Genomic DNA, 19,950 nt, shown 5'->3' on the forward strand with positions numbered 1-19,950 from the left:
TGGATTTTTCGATACATCTTGGTATCGTGTACCGGTTAACTTGCCTGCTCAAAAAATAATAAATCAAGGCAGTATATTTAACTACATCGGTTGTCATAATGTTAAAAGCACTTTTTCCAAATAAACAGTTATTGATCCGCCAAAATGGTGATGTGAAGTACATTACATTACCTAGTTGGTTACAAATAAGCTTATTTGCTGTTGGTTTAACCGTATGTATTGTTGCTGGTGCTGCAAGCTACCAATATGTTGAACTTCACAAAGTCATCACAGCACAAGATAAGATCATCGAGCAAAAGCAAACTGAGCTTGATGCCCTTCACCTTTCTTATCGAGAAAAACACAGCGAATTGTCCAATCGAATTTCTCAGATTGATGAAAAGTCTCAAATAATGACTAATATGCTTGAGTCATTACCAGAAGCGCAACAAACAGAATTCCAGACAAAGCAAGAAGCCACTAAACAAGAATCATCTAAAGATGACAAAGCTAAGTCTGCAGCGGACACTTCACCAAAACAAGAAAAAATAGCGCAAACTGAAACATCAGGGGCTGAGCCAGTTATCAGCCTGTCGGATGACGCCTCTGTTGAGAAAGAAACAGCAAACGGTGACCAGCAAAAACCGCAAACGACAAAGCCTAATACTGAAAACAAAAAGGCTGAAGAAGAAAGTATCGAAAGCGATATTGAAAAAGAGAATCAACAGTTAGATGCTCACTTTGCAATGCTTTCAGAGATTGTTAATACACGTACAACAAGCTTACTTAAAGCGCTTGATAAAGCGGGTGTAGATAAAGACTTTATAATGCAACTTGAGTTAAATACCAGCGCTCAAGGTGGTCCATTTAACGCCATTGATACCTCGGTACTTACTGAAGAGCAGCAAGAATTATTAGATAAAATTGTCACTTTAAACCAACTAAGCAGCAATTTAGCATTGTTACCAACCTCACTGCCTGCAAAAGATTTTTATATATCAAGTGCGTATGGGCTGCGTACTGACCCTATCTCTAAACGCCGTGCAATGCACCGAGGTATTGATATGGCGGGTTGGCATAAAACTAAAATCTTCGCACCTGCAAATGGTGTAGTTAAGCGTGCTGGTCGCAATGGCGGCTTTGGCAACTTTATTGAAATAGAACATAAGAATGGATTCGTTACGCGTTACGGCCATTTAGCAAAGGTAAATGTGAAACGCGGGCAGCAGGTACAAAAAGACCAAGTTATCGGGCTAATGGGTAGCTCAGGACGCAGTACAAGCACCCATTTACATTACGAAATTTTACATAACAAAAAGTATATTAACCCGTTAAAACTAACTAAGGCATTTGAGAATGTTCTCCAATAAGAAAAAAAGCCCTTTCCCTTCTATTATCTCCTCAGACGTTGAAATCACCGGGCAAATTAATAACGCAGGCACCATTCAACTTGAAGGTTGTATCAATGGTGAAGTAAATGTTCAAAGTTTAACTATCGGCAGTGATGGTCGTGTTGAAGGCGATATAAACGCCCAAGAAGTGATAGTAAAAGGCACAGTTAAAGGCACAATTAAAGCCAAAAAGGTCGTATTAGAGCAATCTGCAACGGTTGTTGGCGATATCTTCCATGACACTATCAGCATTCAAGAAGGTGCTTCAATTCAAGGCTCGATGACACAAACAGCGAAGCCGGCGGCACCTGTATCAGAAAAAGAAAATAAAAAAGAAAAGAAACCTGCTTAAATGAAAATGTTACGTAATACACTGTTATCCGTTACAACCGCTCTATTTTTATCGGCGTGTTGGTTTCAAGACCCAGCGATTAAACAAGTTGAAAAGTTTATCACTGAGCAAAAAGTCGATAAACATGATGAAAAATGGCGCACTAAACTGACCATTCCACCAAAGTTAACATTCGCAGAAGATGCAACATATTACTGGGTGTTACAAACAACCCTTGGTGAAATGAAATTTGAACTGTTTCATAAGACAGCTCCAATGCATGCGTCGAGCACAATTTACTTAACCACGCTTGGTTTTTACGATTCACTTACCTTTCACCGTGTAATCAATGACTTTATGGCACAAGGTGGCGACCCTCTTGGCAATGGTCAGGGTTTTCCTGGTTATCGTTACGCAGGTGAATTTGAGCCTCTCGTACCACATGACCAAAAAGGCCTGTTAAGTATGGCCAATGCAGGCCCTAATACTGACGGCAGCCAATTTTTTATTACTTTTCGCCCAACACCTCACTTAAATGGCAGACATACTGTGTTTGGTAAACTTGTAAGTGATGAAAAGGTGCTTGATTTATTTAATGAAAACGGTAGCCGTGGTGGCAAACCAAAGCAACAATTGGTGATTCAATCTGCCAAAATTATTGTTGAGTAGAAGCCTTTATGCCAAGCCTTAGCTATCGCGCTAGGCTTGGATCTTCCCAGCATAACGTATACAATTCCTGCCCCTGAAAATTGTGTTGTGATTATGCTAAAACTCGCCCTTGTACTGCTTGTAATCTTTTGCCCTTTAGCAATCGATCTTTATTTACCTGCCATGCCGCAGATGGCATCCGAGCTAAATAGCTCAATTACCCATATTCAAACAAGCATCACTGTTTTTATGTTGTGTGTTGGTTTAGCCCAATTAATTTTAGGGCCACTAAGTGATCGCTTTGGCCGCAGAAAAATCGCTATTTTTGGCGTTTTAACGTATTTATTAGGCGCTCTGTGCGCTGCCTTTGCTGAAACAGTGACAGTACTTATATTCGCGCGGATAATTCAAGGCATTGGCGCAGCTGCAACATTTGTAAGTACCTTTGCTCTGGTTCGTGATAACTATAATGCCAATAAAAGCGCGCAAGTAATCTCTTATTTAAATGGTATTGTGTGCTTTATCCCCGCTTTAGCGCCGATTTTAGGTGCATGGTTAACCTTGCAATTTGGCTGGCAAAGTAATTTTTACTTTTTAGCTGGTTTTGCCCTTATAGGCCTTGCCGTGCTGGTATTTGCAATTCCAAAACGCGCACCTGAGAGCCACACAGATAAAGCTGAAAAAAGCGTGTCTTACTGGCAAATTTTTACGCACCCAACTTTTCTTTTTAATGCCACTATTTGTATGTTGGCTATGGGTGCAATTTTGGCGTTTGTAGCACAAGCGCCAAACTATTTAATTAATCAACACGGGCTCAGTGAACAGCGTTTTACCTTTTGGTTCAGCATCAATGCCACTGTCAGTATTATTGCCAGTTTTCTTGCTCCACAATTAATTAAACGTGCAACATCACTTGCGCTAATGTGTGGTTTAATATTGATGGTCATGGCTGCAAGTTTAGTGGTGGTGTTTCAGCTAACATTTGCTAATGTAGCTAGCTTTATGTGTGCGATATTTATTGGTTCCGTGGGGTTTTCATTTACCATGGGTGCAGCAGCTGGCAACGCGCTCGCGCCATTTAAACAGCATGCGGGTAAAGCATCAGCATTACTCGGTATGATGCAAATGAGTGGTGCGGGGCTAATAGTTAGTCTAACTCAATATCTGCCACTTGCTATCCCGTATATTATTGCATTACACCTGTTAAGTGTTTTACCGTTTTTAATTAACTTAAAACAGTTTGAAAACACTCCAATTCCTTCATATAACTAATAAAAATCATGATTAACTTTGAATCTCTTTTATCATTTATTACCCTCAGTTTTTTGTTGGCAGTTTCACCGGGGCCATCTAACGCGTTTTTAATGGCGCAAACGTTTGCAAAAGGCAAAGTCGCAGGAATGCAAACGGCATTTGGTTTTGCCGCGGCGGGGGTTGTTCACACAATACTGGCTGTTGCAGGGCTGAGCGTAATATTAAAAACATCTGAGCTTGCATACCAAGCAGTACTTTGGCTAGGTGCTTTGTATCTTATTTACCTTGGCGTAACCAGTATTATTGATAGTCTACGTCAACCAGAGGTTATTCACTGTGAACTATCAGGTAAAAAAGAAAAGAACATTTTTGTTCAAGCAATGCTTACTGAGATTTTTAATCCGAAAGTTGCCTTATTTTTTCTCGCGTTTATTCCCCAATTTGCTGATAGCACATTAGCTACACCAGTGTGGTTACAGTTACTGATATTTGGATTGCTCTACCCTATTTTGGCATTTCCTATTGATGTATTTTATGTAAAAAGTGGAAACAAGATTGCAGGCTATTTCAAACATCACCCAAGTGCACAACAATGGATTGACCGTATTGCCGGTGGTATTTTTATTTTATTAGGGTTACGCTTGGTGCTCGAAGTATTTTAAGGTGTTAACAAATGGACCAAATTATCACTGCAATTCCTGCTAAAAAAAGCATCGCATTAGTCGCTCATGATGGTAAAAAAGCAGCCTTAGGCGCTTGGTGTGAAAAGCATAAAAACATTCTTGCAGAGCATAATTTATATGGTACCGGCACTACAGGCCACCTCATTGAGAAAACTACCGGGCTGCAAGTAGAAAAATTATTGAGCGGCCCTATGGGTGGTGATCAACAACTTGGGGCAAAAATCGCCGAACATGAAGTAAATCTGCTGATATTCTTTTGGGATCCTTTAGCCTCTCAGCCTCACGACCCTGACGTGAAAGCACTTTTAAGACTAGCTGCCGTTTGGAACATTCCGGTCGCTTGTAACGAAGCAACAGCTGATATGCTGATAGCCAGTCAGATGATGTCTGAGAAAATAAATCGCACAATTCCAGATTATCATAACTACCTTGCTAATCGATTGGACTAAGTTTTACTCTTCTTTTCTTTGGCGTAAAAATCTCGCAAATCGTGGTTTACCATATTTGGTAAACCCGTTGTAGCGATAAGTGACCTTGCTGCCAATAGCAGGAGGTGTACTTCTCAGTTGATCAGAAAGACCACTTCCGAGTTTTAGTTTATCACCATTTTCAAGCTCAATAATTAAAGCACCAACGAGCCCTTTATACTTTCCTTTACCCGCGCTATAGCCAACAACTACACCTTCGGCATCCTGATGTGGCTTATATTTCAGTAAATTAGCGCTTCGTCCAACGCTAAACAGGGCATTTTTTGCGTGCAGCATTACCCCCTCTGCGCCTTCATCTAAACGTGTTTGATAAAATTGCGCTAATTGGTCATCTGTTGAAAATTGAAATTGCTCGATGGCAACAAGGTATGCTGATTTGCTCTCGCTGATGATTGAACGGTAGTTTTGATATCGTTTTATAAAAGGATTTGAAGTGTCTGGCATATCAAATACAAAGAATTTTATATTCTGCCATGCCTCTTGATTTGCCTTGTGATCTAACACTGTACTGGCTATAAATTCAAAATCGTTATGTTTGCTCCAAAGCTCGCCATCAAGCCAAGTATCTGGCCAATGCTCAGTAAACCAACTCGGAGCGTTAATTTGCTTACCATTACGTGTTACAAGCTGTTTGTTACGCCAAATTGCTCTTACCCCATCTAGTTTTTCACTGACCAAGTAATTAGCGACACTTTGCTGCTGGTAACTGTTTGCCAGTTGTACTTCCATTGCAAAGACAATGCGATAACAACATAAAGAAAAGAATATTAGGGATTTGAGAGCCATCATTTCCTCCTTGAAATTTTACTGGCTCTTATAAGTGTATCGGATTATTTAAAGTTTGCTGGCAATAAGCGTCTTAACTGCCATTAAATCGTTGCAGCATTCGTCTACATGAGAAAAATCCGCAGAGATACTGTATTTGTTAGGAACCACCACAGTAAATAACCCAGCAGCTTTAGCGCTCGTTGAGCCTGTAACTGTATCTTCAATAGCAAGGCCTGTTTCAGCTGTTAAAGCAAAGTGAGTAATGGCTGATAAATAAGGCTCAGGATGTGGTTTTGGCAATTCAACATCATCACGGGTATAAATCACATCAAAAAACGGTGTTAAGTTATGCCCTGATAAAATTGCAGACGCTTCGGCTTTTGCACTACCTGTTACTAATGCCAGTTTTAAGCCTTGCTTTTTACACCATGTGAGTAAGTCTTTTGCACCTGCCAATAAGTCTGGTAACTGTGATTTCGAAATATCAGAAAAAACCACATGCTTAAGATTGGCAAGTGCACTTGGGGCAATGTCTAAGCCATGTTCGCGAACAATTACTTTGGCAGCTTCTAGTGTTGGTTTGCCTGCAAATTGCTGGCAAAATTCATCTTCACAAAACATTAAGCCAAACTCACTAAGCACTTTGTTCCAGCTAACTGCATGTAAGTGCTCTGAATCAACCAAAGTGCCGTCTAAGTCAAAATAAATTGCTCGCAAAGACATTTAGTTTTGCTCTTGTAATGATTCTGGAACAGGCGATGATGCTAAATCACCACTTTCTACTTCCACTAATTCATAACCACGGGCTAACCTTTTTACTGTCAGCACTGGTTTTTCTAACGCTTGTTTTTGGCGTTCAATATCTTGCGCTAAGCCTTCAAGGGTTGTACCGAATGACCCCTCAGCAGTTTCAGACCAATTTACTGCTTTACCATTAATGTTATATTCAACAACATGTACTTGAAATAATGTACCTTCATCACTTGGACATTCAATTACACGATAATTCCAAAACGCAGACATAGCTTTCTCCTCTTTATAAGCGCGCAGACTTTAGCATATTTTAAATAAATATAAAGTAGTCGAAAACTGGCTATCGACAAAACTTGCATAATTATTCTTAAGCTGGTAGTATAGTGCATAACTAAGCAGTTTTGTGTGTAGAATATGTGGTTGCAAAGATTTTTAGTATTGCTTTTTTCAGTTGTAAGCTTCGTGGTAAAAAGCGAAGTCAATGTTCCAAACCTTATCAATGTCCCGGTTTTAATTGCAGAAGATGTTAAACTTCACCTCGAGCGTTTAAGCAAACAAACCAATATTCTCACTCTTAACGATTTTTCAAATTTACCGCAAGGGCGTGACTTAGTTGATGTTATCTTACTTAATCAGGCGCGTCTTAGAGTATTTCGACAATTCTGTTTATGGTCGTAATATCGATCTTCTCAATAGTGGTAAATTTGCTATGAGCGCTGATACCTTATGGTTGTCTGACATAAATGCCCATCCAGAGTCATTGCTTGCCAGCAAAGCAGTTATCAATAAAGGTGACTACGATGTTGGTTTATACACCTCTAAAAACAATGACAAAGCACTTAAAGCACAAACCACCGATGATATTTCAAGGCTTACCGCAATTTCAAATCGTTTTTGGACAGCAGACTGGCACACAATCAATCAGTTAAAACCAAACAAATTGGCACATATAGAATCGTTTCCAAATATGAAAAGATTAGTGAAAAGTGAGATTGCCGATTACACCTTGCTTCACTTTAGGGTAAGCGAAAGTGATTTAAGCTATGAAGAGATGTTGCCTATTCCAAATATAAAGGCTGTGTTATGGGATAGTCGCCACTATGCAATTTCGACCCACTTTCCAAACCATCAACGTATCGCCAAAGCGATTAACGCTGGGTTAAAACAGTTACACCAACAAAATAAAATTGAAACAGCCTATCAATCTGTTGGCATAAATCATCCGCTTACAGCTGATTGGAAAGTACTTAATGCAAATTGAGCTAAAAGTCTATTTAGCTTAAAAACAAAAGCCCATCAAATGATGGGCTTTTTGTTTTGTTGTAAAGTATTCTTAGAAGAATTTTGCTTTAAGCTCGATGCCTACAAAGCGTCCTTCATTCACAATACCTGTGTTGTTATTGAAATCAACACCGCCAATCACAACGCGCTCGTCAGTTAAGTTACGTGCAAACGCTGCAATTTCATATTCGTTGTCGCCAGACGCCCAGTTATAACCTGTACGTAAGCCGCCTTCGAATAATGCTTCACCTGTAAACTCAACCGAGTGGTAAAGGAAGAAATTGATTTCACTGCGGTATGACCAATCAGTGTATGCGAAGAATTCACCATCGCCGATTTCTTTGCTGTAACGTAATGTGAAGTTAGCAATCCACTCTGGTGCATGTGGTAAGCTGTTACCATCGATGCTGTAGCCTTTGCCTTCAACCATAGGATCTGTGATTGTACAGCCGAAACAACCTGGTAGATATAATGTCTCGTCATCAAGCTCAGTGTTGTTGTAACTTAAGTTAAATGTTGCAAAGAAGTTATCTGCAAGCACCCACTCAGAGTCCATTTCAAAGCCGTAGCCAGTTGTTTTATCAGCATTTAATAAACGGTTGAAGTTAGAGTCACCACCTACCGCTGTTAATTGCTGATCGTCCATCTGATAGTAGAATACCGTCATGTTTAAACGACCACGGCCATCTAATACATCTGACTTAATACCCGCTTCAATAGAGTTAATTGTTTCAGATTCAGCAACAGTTACTTCATTACCAAATAAGATACGCCCCTGAATACTTGGTGCACGGAAGCTGTTTGCAGCACGAGCAAATAAGTTAACATCATCTGTTAATTTATAAGTTGCAGATAGGTCCCATGAAACGTGTTCGTCACTTGGGTTTGCTGTGCCCATTGCAGTACCTGAACCGAATGGACCTTGAATACGCTCAGCAACAAAGTCTTTATCATCATCTGAATAACGAAGACCAGCTGTTACTTTTAAATCGTCGCTAACAGTGTAATCAACAGAGCCGAATAATGCCCATGCTTTCGTTTGCTGGTTTTGCACCGCATAACCGTTTTGAACACCATTTGCTAACGTATCGTAGCTGAAGCTCTCGATTGTTAAATCTTCATCAAAGTAGAACACACCTACTTGGTAGTTTACATCGCCGCTAAAGTTACTTGATAGGCGAAGTTCTTGCGTGATTTGGTCATGATCAGGAATAGCATCCGCACTTTCTGCTGAAAACGGAATAAAACCATGGCCAGTTTCCATGCCACAGAAGCCACAACCGTAACCACCATCTACGTCAGCACGAGAATAAATTTCTGCGCTGTCCCAAGCTGAAATACTTGTAATTGTGTGCTCATTTAAGTCCCACTCAAGCTTTAAGCTAACACCTTGTGTTTCAACTTGTTGTGTTGCATTTTTCGCTGCATCGTGATGAACAACATCATCTTTCCAACCCGCGCGAATTTTGTTTGAGCCCACATCCATTAAGTTACCGTAGAAAACAATTGGCTCACCATCAAGGTCGCGGTAGCGTAGGTTTAAAAGACCAGTGAAGTCGTTACCTTCATAAAGGAACTGAACACGTGCTGCTTTTTCGCTGTAACCACCTAAAACATCTTTTTGTTCAGCACCCGGTGCTACTGTATCGATGTAGTTATCTTTTTCTTGCCAAAGCGTCGAAACACGCATTGAGATGTTATCAGTAAGGCCTGTACCTACAGCACCTTCAAAATCCATTGCGCCACGCGTACCGTAAGAAAGTGATGTATATGCATCAAATTCTTGAGAAGGTTTTACTGAGTCAAACTTTACAAGACCTGCAGGCGTGTTACGTCCAAACAGCGTACCTTGTGGACCACGAAGTACTTCGATACGTTCGATATCAAAAACAGGGAAACCTTTTAAAATTGGGTTCTCTTGAACAACATCGTCAACTACTAACGATACAGGCTGAGATGCGTTTAGATCGAAGTCAGTGTTACCTAAACCACGCACATAAAAACGTGGGAAAGTACGACCAAATGAAGACTCAACTGATAAACTTGGAATTTTCGCATTCATAAAACGAATATCCATACCAGCAGAGCTGTAAGCATCTAGGTTATCACCTTGAAGAGCTGATACAGCTACAGGAATTTCCTGAGCATTTTCAACACGCTTACGTGCAGTTACTTGTATTACTTCCAGTTGAGATGACGCAGCACCTGCTTCTTCATCTTGTGCAAATGCTGCACCTGATACAACTAAAGAAGAAAATAGTGAGCCTTGAATTAATTTAGCTAGCTTGGACTTTTGTAGATATTTCATGGTGGTTTAAAACCTTGTGCACTCAAAATAAAACGTTTGATTTGACCTACTTTGTTGTCATCAGTAGTGTCAAAATCATGCTTGTATCCTTTTAAAGTGAATGGCGAAGTTCAACTTTTCACGTTAAAACGCGGACCCTTCAATACGAGTACTTAATACTGCGGGTTGAGCAGCGCCGCAACAGCCAACCCAGCGGTTAACATATTGTTTACACCCTTATCCATTTGCGGCAAAAATAATACAAATCGCCACCTTTTCAGAAGGACATATGCCCTTGAAAAGTTTCAGTAGATCGAATATGAAATATAGCCTAAGTGATCTTTTTTTCATCTTTTAGCAGCAAAATAGCAAAAAAAGTCTAAAAAACTATATTTAAAGAAAGGACAAATGGCCGCAACCAGGTTACAAACAGTTTACATTATTACGCTTGTAACAATTCAGGAGCAGCCAATTTTAGCTTATGTTGATGTAATAAATTCATGATTTCGAAGTGAAGTGCATCACTTACTTCCAGATAGGTTTCAAAATCTGTGGTTGTAATATAAGACAATACATACAACTCAACAGCAAATGGGCTAAAACCTTTAAAATAAACACGGCAAGGGCTTTCATCAATTAATTCATGCTGTTCGAGTAGCGCTTTAAGAGCGGTATTAAACTCTGTTAATTGTTCATTCGATTCGGGCATTTCAAGCAATAAATTCGGTCTAAATGCCATTTTTTCACGCTCGGAAAAATTCTCAATCTCCATATCGATAAACTTAGCATTAGCAATATACACCACTGTACGCTCAATGGTACGAACACGTGTTGCACGAAGACCAATTTCTTCTACCGTGCCCACAAATTTACCGATACGACATAAGTTACCTACTTTTACCGGCGTGGACGAATATAAGGTAATCGCACCGATTAGATTTTCGACAGACTTTTGTGCAGCTAAAGCAACAGCCAAGCCACCAATACCGAGGCCAGCCATGATAGTCGTTGCACTAAAACCTAAGTTTTCCAACCAAATTAATATAGCCGCTATTACCAGCAATGTTTTAAATACATTTGACGCAGGGCGTAATAAATAGGTAGCGTGTTCTTTACCTTGAGCAATCAGCTTTTCAGATAACTTACTTTTAGTTAATTCAACAACTCGCCATAAAAACCACAGCCAAGCTAAAATCAAAATGGTGGAAGCTTCAGCAACCGCTTTCACTGCAAAGGTGACATTAGATGAGTCAGAAAAGTTACGGGTTAAAATCGTAGCCGTTAAAAAGCTAAGAGGGCCGTATAAAAAATTGAGGTAATAAGCTAATTTTAAATTTGCTAACTGCGCTATTTTGCTTAGTACCCAATAAGCCAGGCACACTGCAACGATATAAATAGCAAACATTACGGCAAAATAAAGCCACTGCCAAAGCATCACGCCCATAAAGCGATAATTAGGCAGATGCATTGATAACCACTCACCTATTTCACTGTAACCATAATACTTATCTAACAGGGGTACTTTCGCTACTGTTGCATTTGATATTTTCCAAATGCGTTTATTATTGCTACTTGGAATACGCTGCAATAAAACGGGCACTGTGCCTTCAGGTGTATCAATCGTGCCCACTAAATCTCGATAATCAGGTACATTTTCAGGTAATTTCCCAAGTAAATCACCTGAAAGACCATCAATATCAATCCACAGAGCTCGGTCCAAACTGACATGGAGTTGGCGGGCTATTTCGGCTTTTTGATCGTCAGCCACAGTAAACGGCAAATTTCTGAAATCAAGGTAATCAGATGCGCTTTGGTAGTCCAACTGACGAGCTGCTGTTAAGAATCCTTGCATACTGGTGCGTGGCGTTTCGCGCCCAAGAGTGTCCCAACCAACAAATGCATTTAACTCTTTTGTTGGTTGTACTTGTAGCTCTGCTTCTTCTTGCTCAAGTAAATCCTTAACGGTTACTTCGTTTTTTGGTTCTGCAATAGCAGAGCCAAAAAACACCATTAAACAAATAAGCACACAACGCCACATCACACTTTTCATGCCCAATAATCCTTCAAACTTGTTGCTGTTTTATACTGGCTATTACGTACCTGATTAAACAGTGCTATTTGTTCTTCGCTTGGTTCATTTGATAGTTTACTGACAACTACTATTGCAATGCTAGCAATAACAAAACCAGGAACAATTTCATACATTAAGCTGCTTAAGCTCTCACCGTTTACAGTGATTGGTAAGTAGATCCAAAGTAACACAGTCGCTGCTCCTGAGATAATCCCTGCAAGGGCGCCTTGTTTGGTCATGCGTGACCAATAAAGGCTAAGAATCACAACAGGTCCAAATGCCGCACCAAAACCAGCCCAAGCGTTACTCACTAAGCTCAAAATAGAACTGTCTCGGTCATATGCAAGGAAAATAGCAAGTAAAGCAACCACTAATACCGAAATACGTCCAACCATTACTAAAGTCGTTTGAGAGGCTTGCTGGTTAAAAAATGCTTTATAAATATCTTCAGTCAATGAGCTTGATGTCACTAATAACTGCGATGAAATGGTACTCATAATTGCCGCTAAAATTGCAGCCAGTAAAAAGCCAGCAATCAGAGGGTGGAACAATACTTGTGAAAGTAAAATAAAAATTGTTTCAGCGTCTTTTAATTCTGTGCCCGTTTGATTCACATACACGACACCAACAAAGCCAGTAGCTAACGCACCTATTAATGAGACAATCATCCAGCTCATACCGATACGTCTGGCGATTGGTAAGTCTTTAACTGAGCGAATCGCCATAAAGCGTACAATAATATGTGGTTGACCAAAATAACCTAAGCCCCATGCCATTGCAGAAATCACACCTAGTACAGACACACCAGAAACAAAGCTCAATAATGAAGGATTTAGTTGCTCAACTGTTGTCACAGCATTTGATAATCCACCAACTTCAGTAAGCACCACTATCGGCACCAAAACAAGTGCCAAAAACATAATACAGCCTTGAACAAAATCGGTTAGACTCACCGCTAGAAAGCCACCAAACAATGTATACACCACAACAACACCTGCTGTGACATACAAACCTAACTCGTAACTCATGCCAAAGCTTGATTCAAATAGCTTGCCGCCAGCTACAACACCTGACGAAGTATACAGTGTAAAGAAAATAATAATTACCAAAGATGAAATCACGCGTAAAATGCGTTTATCATCATTAAAACGATTTTCAAAAAAGTCCGGTAAGGTAATTGAATCATTGGCAAGCTCGGTATAGCTGCGAAGACGCGGCGCCACAATTAAATAGTTTAGGTAAGCACCAATAATTAAGCCAATGCCAATCCAGGCGCTGCTTAAGCCCGATAAATACATTGCACCTGGAAGGCCCATTAGCATCCAGCCACTCATATCAGACGCACCTGCAGATAAAGCAGTAACACTCGGGCTTAGATTGCGCCCCCCTAGCATATAGCCTGATACATCGCTGGTCGATTTTTTATAGGCATAAAGGCCTATGCCCAACATGACTACAAAATATAGCCCTAACGAAAAAATGGTGCCAAACTCCAAAGTAACTCTCCCACATACCCAACTTGGTACTTTATTCGCATTTTCTCAATGAATGCGAGATGTCATAATATTTCACTATATCAAAACATTACTTTGATTTGTTTATTTCTTGCGATAAAAGCAATTGGTAGTGCGTCAAATTAATTCACCTACGAAAAAATAACCAAAAGTAGGTGAAATACACACTCAATTATCCTATATTCAGATCATAAAAAAACACAAGACAACACACAGGACCTCTGCTTTTATGTATTTTTATGCAGCGAGACAGCCTATCTTAAACCGTAATAAAGAATTAATTGGCTATGAGCTACTCTTTAGAGACAGTTTAGAAAATGTTTTTCCTAATATTAATGAAGACGAAGCAACTTCGCGCCTTATAGAAGGAAGCCAGCTAAGCCTAGGGCTAGAAGATATGACGGGAGATAAACCCGCATTTATCAACTTTACGCTTGAAACATTAGTTAAGGGTTATGCAAAAACCTTAGGCACCAAAGAAGTTGTTGTCGAAATTTTAGAGACCGTGCAACCTGGTAAACGTTTACTAGCTGCAGTAAAAGAATTAAAAGAAATGGGCTATACCATTGCCCTTGATGACTATAAACATGCACCTGTGTGGCGTCACTTTTATCCTTTTGTCGACATCATTAAAATTGACTGGCTCGATACTTCAATTGAGCAGATCAAAGAAATCATTGAACAAACCAAAGATTTTCCAAGTATTCAATTTCTTGCAGAAAAAGTAGAAACACCAGAGCAATTTGAACAAGCGATGGAACTTGGTTTTCACTACTTCCAAGGCTTCTTCTTTGCTAAGCCAGAAGTTGTGCAAAGCCGTGCTTTAGCGCCTAACGAGATGACGCTTGCAGAGCTACTTTATCAAACATCAAGCCCAGAAATGGACTTAAAGAAAGTGACAGAAGTTTTTGAGCGTGATGTAAACTTATCATACAAGCTTCTGCGTTATTCAAACTCTGCTGCATTTAAGCGCCGCGCTGAAATAAGCACTATCAAGCAAGCGCTAGTTGTTTTGGGTGTTGAAGAATTAAAACGCTTTTTATCAGTGCTATTCACAGCACAAGTTGCCTCAGACAAGCCACCTGAGTTAATGCGTTTATGTTTAACCAGAGCAAAGTTTGCTGAACTACTTTCAGAGCAAGCAGGCCAATATCAAGAATCTTCAAAGGCATTCTTAACAGGCATGCTATCGTTAATTGATGGTATTTTAGATCAGTCAATGGAATCTATTTTAGAGAAGCTTCCGCTGTCAGAAGAGATTAAGCTTGCTATCTTAAAACGTGAAGGACGTCTTGCAGAGTACTTAGGCTTAGTAGAAGCTTATGAGAAAGCGATGTGGAACGAAGCAAACGAAATTCAAGCGCAGCTTAAGCTTAACTCTGATGAAATTCCAACTGCTTACCACGATGCTCTGCAGTGGGCTAATATCCAAATGGATACGATGAGTAAATAATTACATTACTTATCAATAAAAAAACCGACGTTGACGTCGGTTTTTTTATATCAAAAGTTAAGCTATAGACTTTCAAAAAAGTCATCATTCGCTGTTTCTTCTTGCGTCTTTTCTTTTTCAGGTAACGGTGGGTTACCATCATATAGCTCGTAAAGTTGACGCTGCAAATAAATGTCTTTCATAAACAAATAAGGGTCGAGTGATTCGTTTAATAAGGCCTCTTGCGGGATCAGTGATGCACGCGCTTCTAACACCTTAATTACCCACTTACCAATCGTCACAGGCGTACCGAGCGTTAAACTCGGTAACACAAAGGCATCCACCATATCACCTGACATATTTCGCACAGTGCTTGGACCATAAGCCGGGAACATCAAGTATGCACCATTGCCTGCCCCCCAAACACCTAAGGTTTGGCCAAAGTCTTCTGTTTCTTCAACCAAACCAATTTCTGAGGCAACATCAAAAATTCCAAACAGACCTACTGTTGAGTTCACCAAAAAACGCGCAACATTCACACCTGAATTTGACACCTTTCCTTGTAATAAGGAGTTTGTCGCATCAATTGGGGCATCAAGATTGTTAGTCGCATTAACTAAACCATTACGAACAGGTTGCGGCGTAATTTTGCTATAACCGACTGCAACAGGCCTTAACATGTATGCATCAAGCACATCCATATTAAAATCATAAATTGGTCTGTTGATTGACTGCAATGGGTCGCGTGCGTCTTCCTTTTCAGGCGGCACCTGTGCACACCCTGTTAGCAGTAGGCAACCCCATACCACTATCAAGGTGATGATCATTTGGCATTTTTGATTAAGCACTCAGAATCCCTATTATAACTTAGAGTAATGTATCAATTGTTAATTCTACTTGATTGACTTGTTCGATATCGAAACCGTTAGTCTGCCCTTCAAGTTCGCCTGCTTGCGTATCAACCTTATCGTCATTACTAATTCGTGCGACAACTTTAACACGCTTAAACTCAGCAAACGTCATGCCTGCTACCATTGCATCACTTTCAGATAAAGTGACTTGCAAAGGCAACTGCCAATTTGCCTGCTTTACAACAGCCAATGGCATCGGCGGGCCAACTTCTGCTTTTGCAAAAACAAATAACACACCATTACGTGGCAATTTATCTTTCAGTTCATCAGCAAGTGTAATATTTACCGTGACAGCAAGGCCTTGTCCAAGTGAATTTTGTTTAGAAGTGTTAGTTTCTTGAGCTACTTTAGCCTTTAGCTCTTCAACACGGGCACTCAACATCGCATAACTTGGGTTAGTCTCTGACATACGCCCTAGAATAAGCTCAAAAGCTGCTAGCGACTGTTGCCAATCACCACGCTCATAGGCAATTAATGCCAACATCGAAAGTGCATCTGAGTTACTAGGTTCAATTTTAAGTACATTAGATACTACTTTTGCAGCCTTACTAATAGAAAGCTCAGATCCTTCTAGCATTAGTACCTGCGCTTTACTCACCAATGCATTCACATTTTTAGGATTCATCGCGATGGCTTTCTCAAATGACATATTTGCTGATTCAAAATCATTTAACATCAGCATAATACGGCCTAATAAAAGCCATGCCATTTCATCATCACCTTGCTCAGCAAGTTTGGTGCGAAGCCCTAAAGCAAGCTCTTGCATTTCGTTATTAGACAGTGGTTCACCCTGCTGTAAAACAGCACGTTTACCTAGCTCTGGTAAGTTATCTTTTGCTTCTTGCCATTGTGTAAGTAAATTAAAGCTACCTGTCATCAAGTAAAAGACGACACAAAAAGTCACGGTGAACAAGCTAGCAGTTAATGCTATTACCGAGCGATTTCCGCGCTGATTAAGCTGTTGCTCAGGCGCTAGTTCCTGTAACAGTGCTTGTTTTTGCTCAATTACTGCAATGTTATAAGCTTCTTCGCTAAGTTTGCCTGTATCGACTTCTTGCGATAGCTCTTCGAGTCGCGATTCATAATCAGAAATGCGTAAAGCATTAGCATTTGGGTTGGTTTTAATTGCTTTTTCTTTACGTGTGAATGGAAAAACCACGAAAAACAAACCAACTACTACAAGGGTTGCAGCATAAAAATAAAACGACGTAATCATGCTGGTTCCTTATACTTGGCAATAAGTTTTGCCAGTTTTTGCTCGTCACTATCGCTCCACTGTGCACTGTTTTTCGCCTGTTTCTTTTGCTTAAACAAAATAAAAACAAAACCGAGAAAAACGAAACCCAATGGTAATACCCAAAGTAATAACGTGAGCGGTGTTACAGGTGGTTTGTAGTGAACAAAATAACCATAGCGGTCAATCATATAGTCAACCACTTGGTCTTTATCATTCCCTTCTTGCACCAACTGCAGTACTTTTTCACGTAAATCTTTAGCCACAACCGCATCCGAATCGGCAATATTCTGGTTTTGGCATTTAGGGCAGCGCAGCTCAGCCGTTAGCTCACGAAACAGTTGCTCTTCTTGAGCACTGTTAAACTGATATTGATTTTCTGCAGCAAATAAATGTGCCGAGAAAATCGTTAATAACACAATTAAAAACTTCTTCATTACTGGAGCTCTAATAGCTTAGGTGCAAATTTAGCACGCCATACTCGTTCATTAATATCACCGGTGTGATGCAGGATAATCTTACCGTCTTTATCCACCAGGAAATGCTCTGGTGCACCTGAAACGCCTAGGTCTAACGCGAGGGTACGATTAAGATCTAAAATGTTAAACTGGTACGGATCACCGGTGCGTGACAACATGCCCTTAACCTCACGTTGTAATGCAGGCAAGTCAAACACGTCGCCAAAATCGGGATCGTAGTTTTGCTCATAGTATAAGCCGATTATTTTAACACCTTGGCCGCGAAGCTTGGTTAAATAAGGTAGTTCAATTAAACAGGTCGGGCACCAAGTGCCCCACACATTCAATAAATACACTTCACCAAGTAGGTCTTTGTCTGTCCAACGTTTATTTTCATCCATTAAATCCGGTAAATTAAACGCAGGCATTGTTTGACCTAAACGCCCTGTTTCAATTTCCTTTGGATTGCCAAATAAGCCTTTTAGTAAAAATACACATAACACTGCGAAAATAATAAAAGGAACCAACATTAAGCTTTTGTTTTTCATGCAGTAACTCCTTTTACTTCAGCAGCTACAGCTGTTTTACGGCGGTAACGCTTATCTAACATCATAAATAAGCCTGCAAAGGCCATTAGGAAACCACCTAACCACATCCAACGTACAAACGGTTTTTCATAAATCCGTAACGCCCATGCACCGTTGCTAAGTTGCTCACCAAGCGCAAGGTATAAATCTCGGCTTAATTTGGCATCAATTGCAGCTTCCGTCATCACTTGCATACCCACATCGTATTGACGCTTTTCTGCATAGAGCTCAGTGACTTTCTGGTTATCCTTAAATACCGTTACAACTTTTACACCTTCAAAGCGGTAGCTGTAATCATTTAATTGGACTTGCTCACCAGGGTTCACTTTAACTTGTTTTTCAACCGAGTAAGCAGACGTTAATGTTACGCCGAGCACAACACAAGCAAAGCCTAAATGCGCTGTGTGCATTGCCCAAAAACTATTACCCAATTTTGCGATTGAAGCACCCTCTTTACTCAATTTCTCAAGTAAGTCGATAGCACCAGTTAAACAAACCCAAAGTGCAAAAAAGACACCGACAAGAGTTGTGGTTGAAACATTTTCATAACTTGAGTAAAGCCAAGCAAACGTAATCACTGTTGTCACAACTAACGCGCCAACTAACTTTTTCATCAAATGTGAATACTGGTTTTGTTTCCAGCGCAGCATTGGCCCTAAGCCAAGTAACAGCGAAAATGGCACTAGCAAGTAAAAAAACATTTGATTAAAGAAAGGCACACCAATGGAAATTGTTCCCATACCGAGTTCTTTGTGCACCATAGGAAGTAATGTACCAAGAAGCACAATGAGCGTCGCAACACATAGTAATAAGTTGTTTAACCAAAGGGCCACTTCGCGAGAGAACAGTTTATAACGTGATGTTGATTCAACTGTGCCTGCTCTTAAGCCATAAAGTAATAAGCTTCCGCCTACAACGATAGCAAGGAAAGATAAGATAAATGAACCACGACCAGGATCAGTAGTAAAGGCATGTACCGATACAATAATACCCGAGCGCACTATAAATGTACCAAGCAGTGTGAGTGAGAACGCAGCAATTGCTAGTAACACCGTCCACGACTTAAACACACCACGCTTTTCAGTTACCGCAAGTGAGTGAATAAGTGCAGTAGCAACAAGCCATGGCATTAGTGATGCGTTTTCAACTGGATCCCAGAACCACCAGCCGCCCCAGCCAAGCTCGGCATAGGCCCACCAAGAACCAATTGTAATACCAAGGGTTAAGAACAACCACGCGGCCATAGTCCAAGGACGTGACCATTTTGCCCAGGTATTATCTAACTTACCCATTAAAAGCGCCGCAATCGCAAATGCGAATGACACCGATAAACCTACATAACCCATATACAGTAATGGCGGGTGAATAATCATGCCTGGATCTTGTAACAATGGATTTAAATCATGACCTTCAATTGGGTAGTAAGGTAATAAACGCTCAAATGGACTCGACATCAGAAGCGTGTAGAGAATAAAACCAAGTCCTAGGAAGCCTAAAATCGACAATACGCGAGCGCGCAACTGCCATGGTAATGATTTAGAGGCAAATGCCACAATGGCAGTCCAGCCTGTTTGCATAAGCACCCAAAGCAATACAGCACCTTCGTGACCACCCCAGGTAGAGGTAACTTTGTAATACCAAGGTAATGTAGTACTGCTGTGGCTCGCCACATATGCCACTGTAAAATCATCAATTAAGGTGACGTAAATTAAGATACCAAATGAAAGCGCAGTAAAAATAAACTGCGCTAAGGCAAACGATGGTGCACTTTGCATTAGGCGTAAATTACCTTTAACAGCACCATACATAGGATAAACACTGAGTAATATCGCAAACGCTAGCGCTAGCGTTAACGATAAATAACCTAATTCAGCAATCAT

At 40.3% G+C, this 19,950-nt stretch carries 20 protein-coding genes; 9 read left to right on the top strand and 11 right to left on the bottom strand.

Annotation, left to right across the window (positions count from 1 at the left end):
• Window positions 1-98 precede the first annotated feature (98 nt).
• From ON073_RS03685 to ON073_RS03710, 6 genes are all read left to right on the top strand, one after another.
• On the top strand, window positions 99-1,349 hold the full coding sequence (locus tag ON073_RS03685) for a M23 family metallopeptidase (RefSeq protein WP_274760520.1): 1,251 nt from the start codon (window positions 99-101) through the stop codon (window positions 1,347-1,349).
• Complete coding sequence (locus ON073_RS03690) at window positions 1,336-1,722, top strand: bactofilin family protein (RefSeq protein ID WP_274760521.1); 387 nt, start codon at window positions 1,336-1,338, stop codon at window positions 1,720-1,722. Before ON073_RS03685 ends, ON073_RS03690 begins: the two co-directional genes overlap by 14 nt.
• Window positions 1,723-2,370, top strand: coding sequence for a peptidylprolyl isomerase (locus ON073_RS03695; protein WP_274760522.1), 648 nt, complete (start codon window positions 1,723-1,725; stop codon window positions 2,368-2,370).
• 93 nt (window positions 2,371-2,463) lie between these two features.
• Window positions 2,464-3,621, top strand: coding sequence for a multidrug effflux MFS transporter (locus tag ON073_RS03700; protein WP_274760523.1), 1,158 nt, complete (start codon window positions 2,464-2,466; stop codon window positions 3,619-3,621).
• Window positions 3,622-3,629: 8 nt separating this feature from the next.
• Window positions 3,630-4,265: a LysE family translocator gene (locus tag ON073_RS03705; protein WP_274760524.1), complete on the top strand. Its 636-nt coding sequence runs from the start codon at window positions 3,630-3,632 to the stop codon at window positions 4,263-4,265.
• Window positions 4,266-4,276: 11 nt separating this feature from the next.
• Entirely contained in the window at window positions 4,277-4,735 is a 459-nt protein-coding gene (locus tag ON073_RS03710) for a methylglyoxal synthase (protein WP_274760525.1), read from the top strand.
• Window positions 4,736-4,738: 3 nt separating this feature from the next.
• Here the strand turns inward: ON073_RS03710 and ON073_RS03715 are convergent, their stop codons facing one another.
• Genes ON073_RS03715 through ON073_RS03725 form a run of 3 tightly spaced genes read right to left on the bottom strand, consistent with a single transcriptional unit; the run spans window position 4,739 to window position 6,565 of the window.
• The gene (locus ON073_RS03715; protein ID WP_274760526.1) at window positions 4,739-5,563 is read right to left on the bottom strand and encodes a DNA ligase; all 825 of its coding nucleotides are present in this window, start codon (window positions 5,561-5,563) and stop codon (window positions 4,739-4,741) included.
• A gap of 45 nt (window positions 5,564-5,608) precedes the next feature.
• Window positions 5,609-6,265, bottom strand: a complete 657-nt coding sequence (locus ON073_RS03720) for an HAD family hydrolase (protein WP_274760527.1) — start codon at window positions 6,263-6,265, stop codon at window positions 5,609-5,611.
• Window positions 6,266-6,565 (bottom strand): hypothetical protein, encoded by a 300-nt coding sequence (locus tag ON073_RS03725; protein WP_274760528.1) that lies wholly within the window; start codon window positions 6,563-6,565, stop codon window positions 6,266-6,268.
• A 144-nt stretch (window positions 6,566-6,709) separates the two neighbouring features.
• Here ON073_RS03725 and ON073_RS03730 point away from each other — a divergent pair, with 144 nt between their 5' ends.
• Together ON073_RS03730 and ON073_RS03735 are read left to right on the top strand one after the other, a co-directional pair.
• Window positions 6,710-6,973 carry a hypothetical protein gene (locus ON073_RS03730; protein WP_274760529.1) on the top strand — a complete coding sequence of 88 codons (264 nt, stop codon included), beginning with the start codon at window positions 6,710-6,712 and terminating at the stop codon, window positions 6,971-6,973.
• Between the two features lie 31 nt (window positions 6,974-7,004).
• Complete coding sequence (locus tag ON073_RS03735; RefSeq protein ID WP_274760530.1) at window positions 7,005-7,556, top strand: hypothetical protein; 552 nt, start codon at window positions 7,005-7,007, stop codon at window positions 7,554-7,556.
• Between the two features lie 72 nt (window positions 7,557-7,628).
• Here the strand turns inward: ON073_RS03735 and ON073_RS03740 are convergent, their stop codons facing one another.
• The 3 genes from ON073_RS03740 to putP form a co-directional block, all read right to left on the bottom strand.
• Window positions 7,629-9,884, bottom strand: coding sequence for a TonB-dependent receptor (locus ON073_RS03740; protein WP_274760531.1), 2,256 nt, complete (start codon window positions 9,882-9,884; stop codon window positions 7,629-7,631).
• Between the two features lie 421 nt (window positions 9,885-10,305).
• Window positions 10,306-11,913, bottom strand: a complete 1,608-nt coding sequence (locus ON073_RS03745) for a mechanosensitive ion channel family protein (RefSeq protein WP_274760532.1) — start codon at window positions 11,911-11,913, stop codon at window positions 10,306-10,308.
• Window positions 11,910-13,430 (bottom strand): sodium/proline symporter PutP, encoded by a 1,521-nt coding sequence (putP, locus tag ON073_RS03750; protein WP_274760533.1) that lies wholly within the window; start codon window positions 13,428-13,430, stop codon window positions 11,910-11,912. The genes ON073_RS03745 and putP overlap by 4 nt, the downstream gene beginning before the upstream one ends.
• A gap of 247 nt (window positions 13,431-13,677) precedes the next feature.
• Between putP and ON073_RS03755 the strand changes: the two genes are divergently transcribed.
• Window positions 13,678-14,901: an EAL and HDOD domain-containing protein gene (locus ON073_RS03755; protein WP_274760534.1), complete on the top strand. Its 1,224-nt coding sequence runs from the start codon at window positions 13,678-13,680 to the stop codon at window positions 14,899-14,901.
• A 62-nt stretch (window positions 14,902-14,963) separates the two neighbouring features.
• Here the strand turns inward: ON073_RS03755 and ON073_RS03760 are convergent, their stop codons facing one another.
• From ON073_RS03760 to ON073_RS03780, 5 genes are read right to left on the bottom strand one after another with little or no spacing between them, the layout of a single operon-like run.
• Window positions 14,964-15,707, bottom strand: a complete 744-nt coding sequence (locus ON073_RS03760; protein ID WP_274760581.1) for an MlaA family lipoprotein — start codon at window positions 15,705-15,707, stop codon at window positions 14,964-14,966.
• A gap of 40 nt (window positions 15,708-15,747) precedes the next feature.
• Entirely contained in the window at window positions 15,748-17,007 is a 1,260-nt protein-coding gene (ccmI, locus tag ON073_RS03765; protein ID WP_274760535.1) for a c-type cytochrome biogenesis protein CcmI, read from the bottom strand.
• On the bottom strand, window positions 17,004-17,462 hold the full coding sequence (locus tag ON073_RS03770; RefSeq protein WP_274760536.1) for a cytochrome c-type biogenesis protein: 459 nt from the start codon (window positions 17,460-17,462) through the stop codon (window positions 17,004-17,006). The genes ccmI and ON073_RS03770 overlap by 4 nt, the downstream gene beginning before the upstream one ends.
• Window positions 17,462-18,031: a redoxin family protein gene (locus ON073_RS03775; RefSeq protein WP_274760537.1), complete on the bottom strand. Its 570-nt coding sequence runs from the start codon at window positions 18,029-18,031 to the stop codon at window positions 17,462-17,464. The genes ON073_RS03770 and ON073_RS03775 overlap by 1 nt, the downstream gene beginning before the upstream one ends.
• Window positions 18,028-19,950 (bottom strand): heme lyase CcmF/NrfE family subunit, encoded by a 1,923-nt coding sequence (locus ON073_RS03780; protein ID WP_274760538.1) that lies wholly within the window; start codon window positions 19,948-19,950, stop codon window positions 18,028-18,030. The genes ON073_RS03775 and ON073_RS03780 overlap by 4 nt, the downstream gene beginning before the upstream one ends.

The organism is Pseudoalteromonas sp. G4 (genome assembly GCF_028875915.1).
Lineage (GTDB): Bacteria > Pseudomonadota > Gammaproteobacteria > Enterobacterales > Alteromonadaceae > Pseudoalteromonas.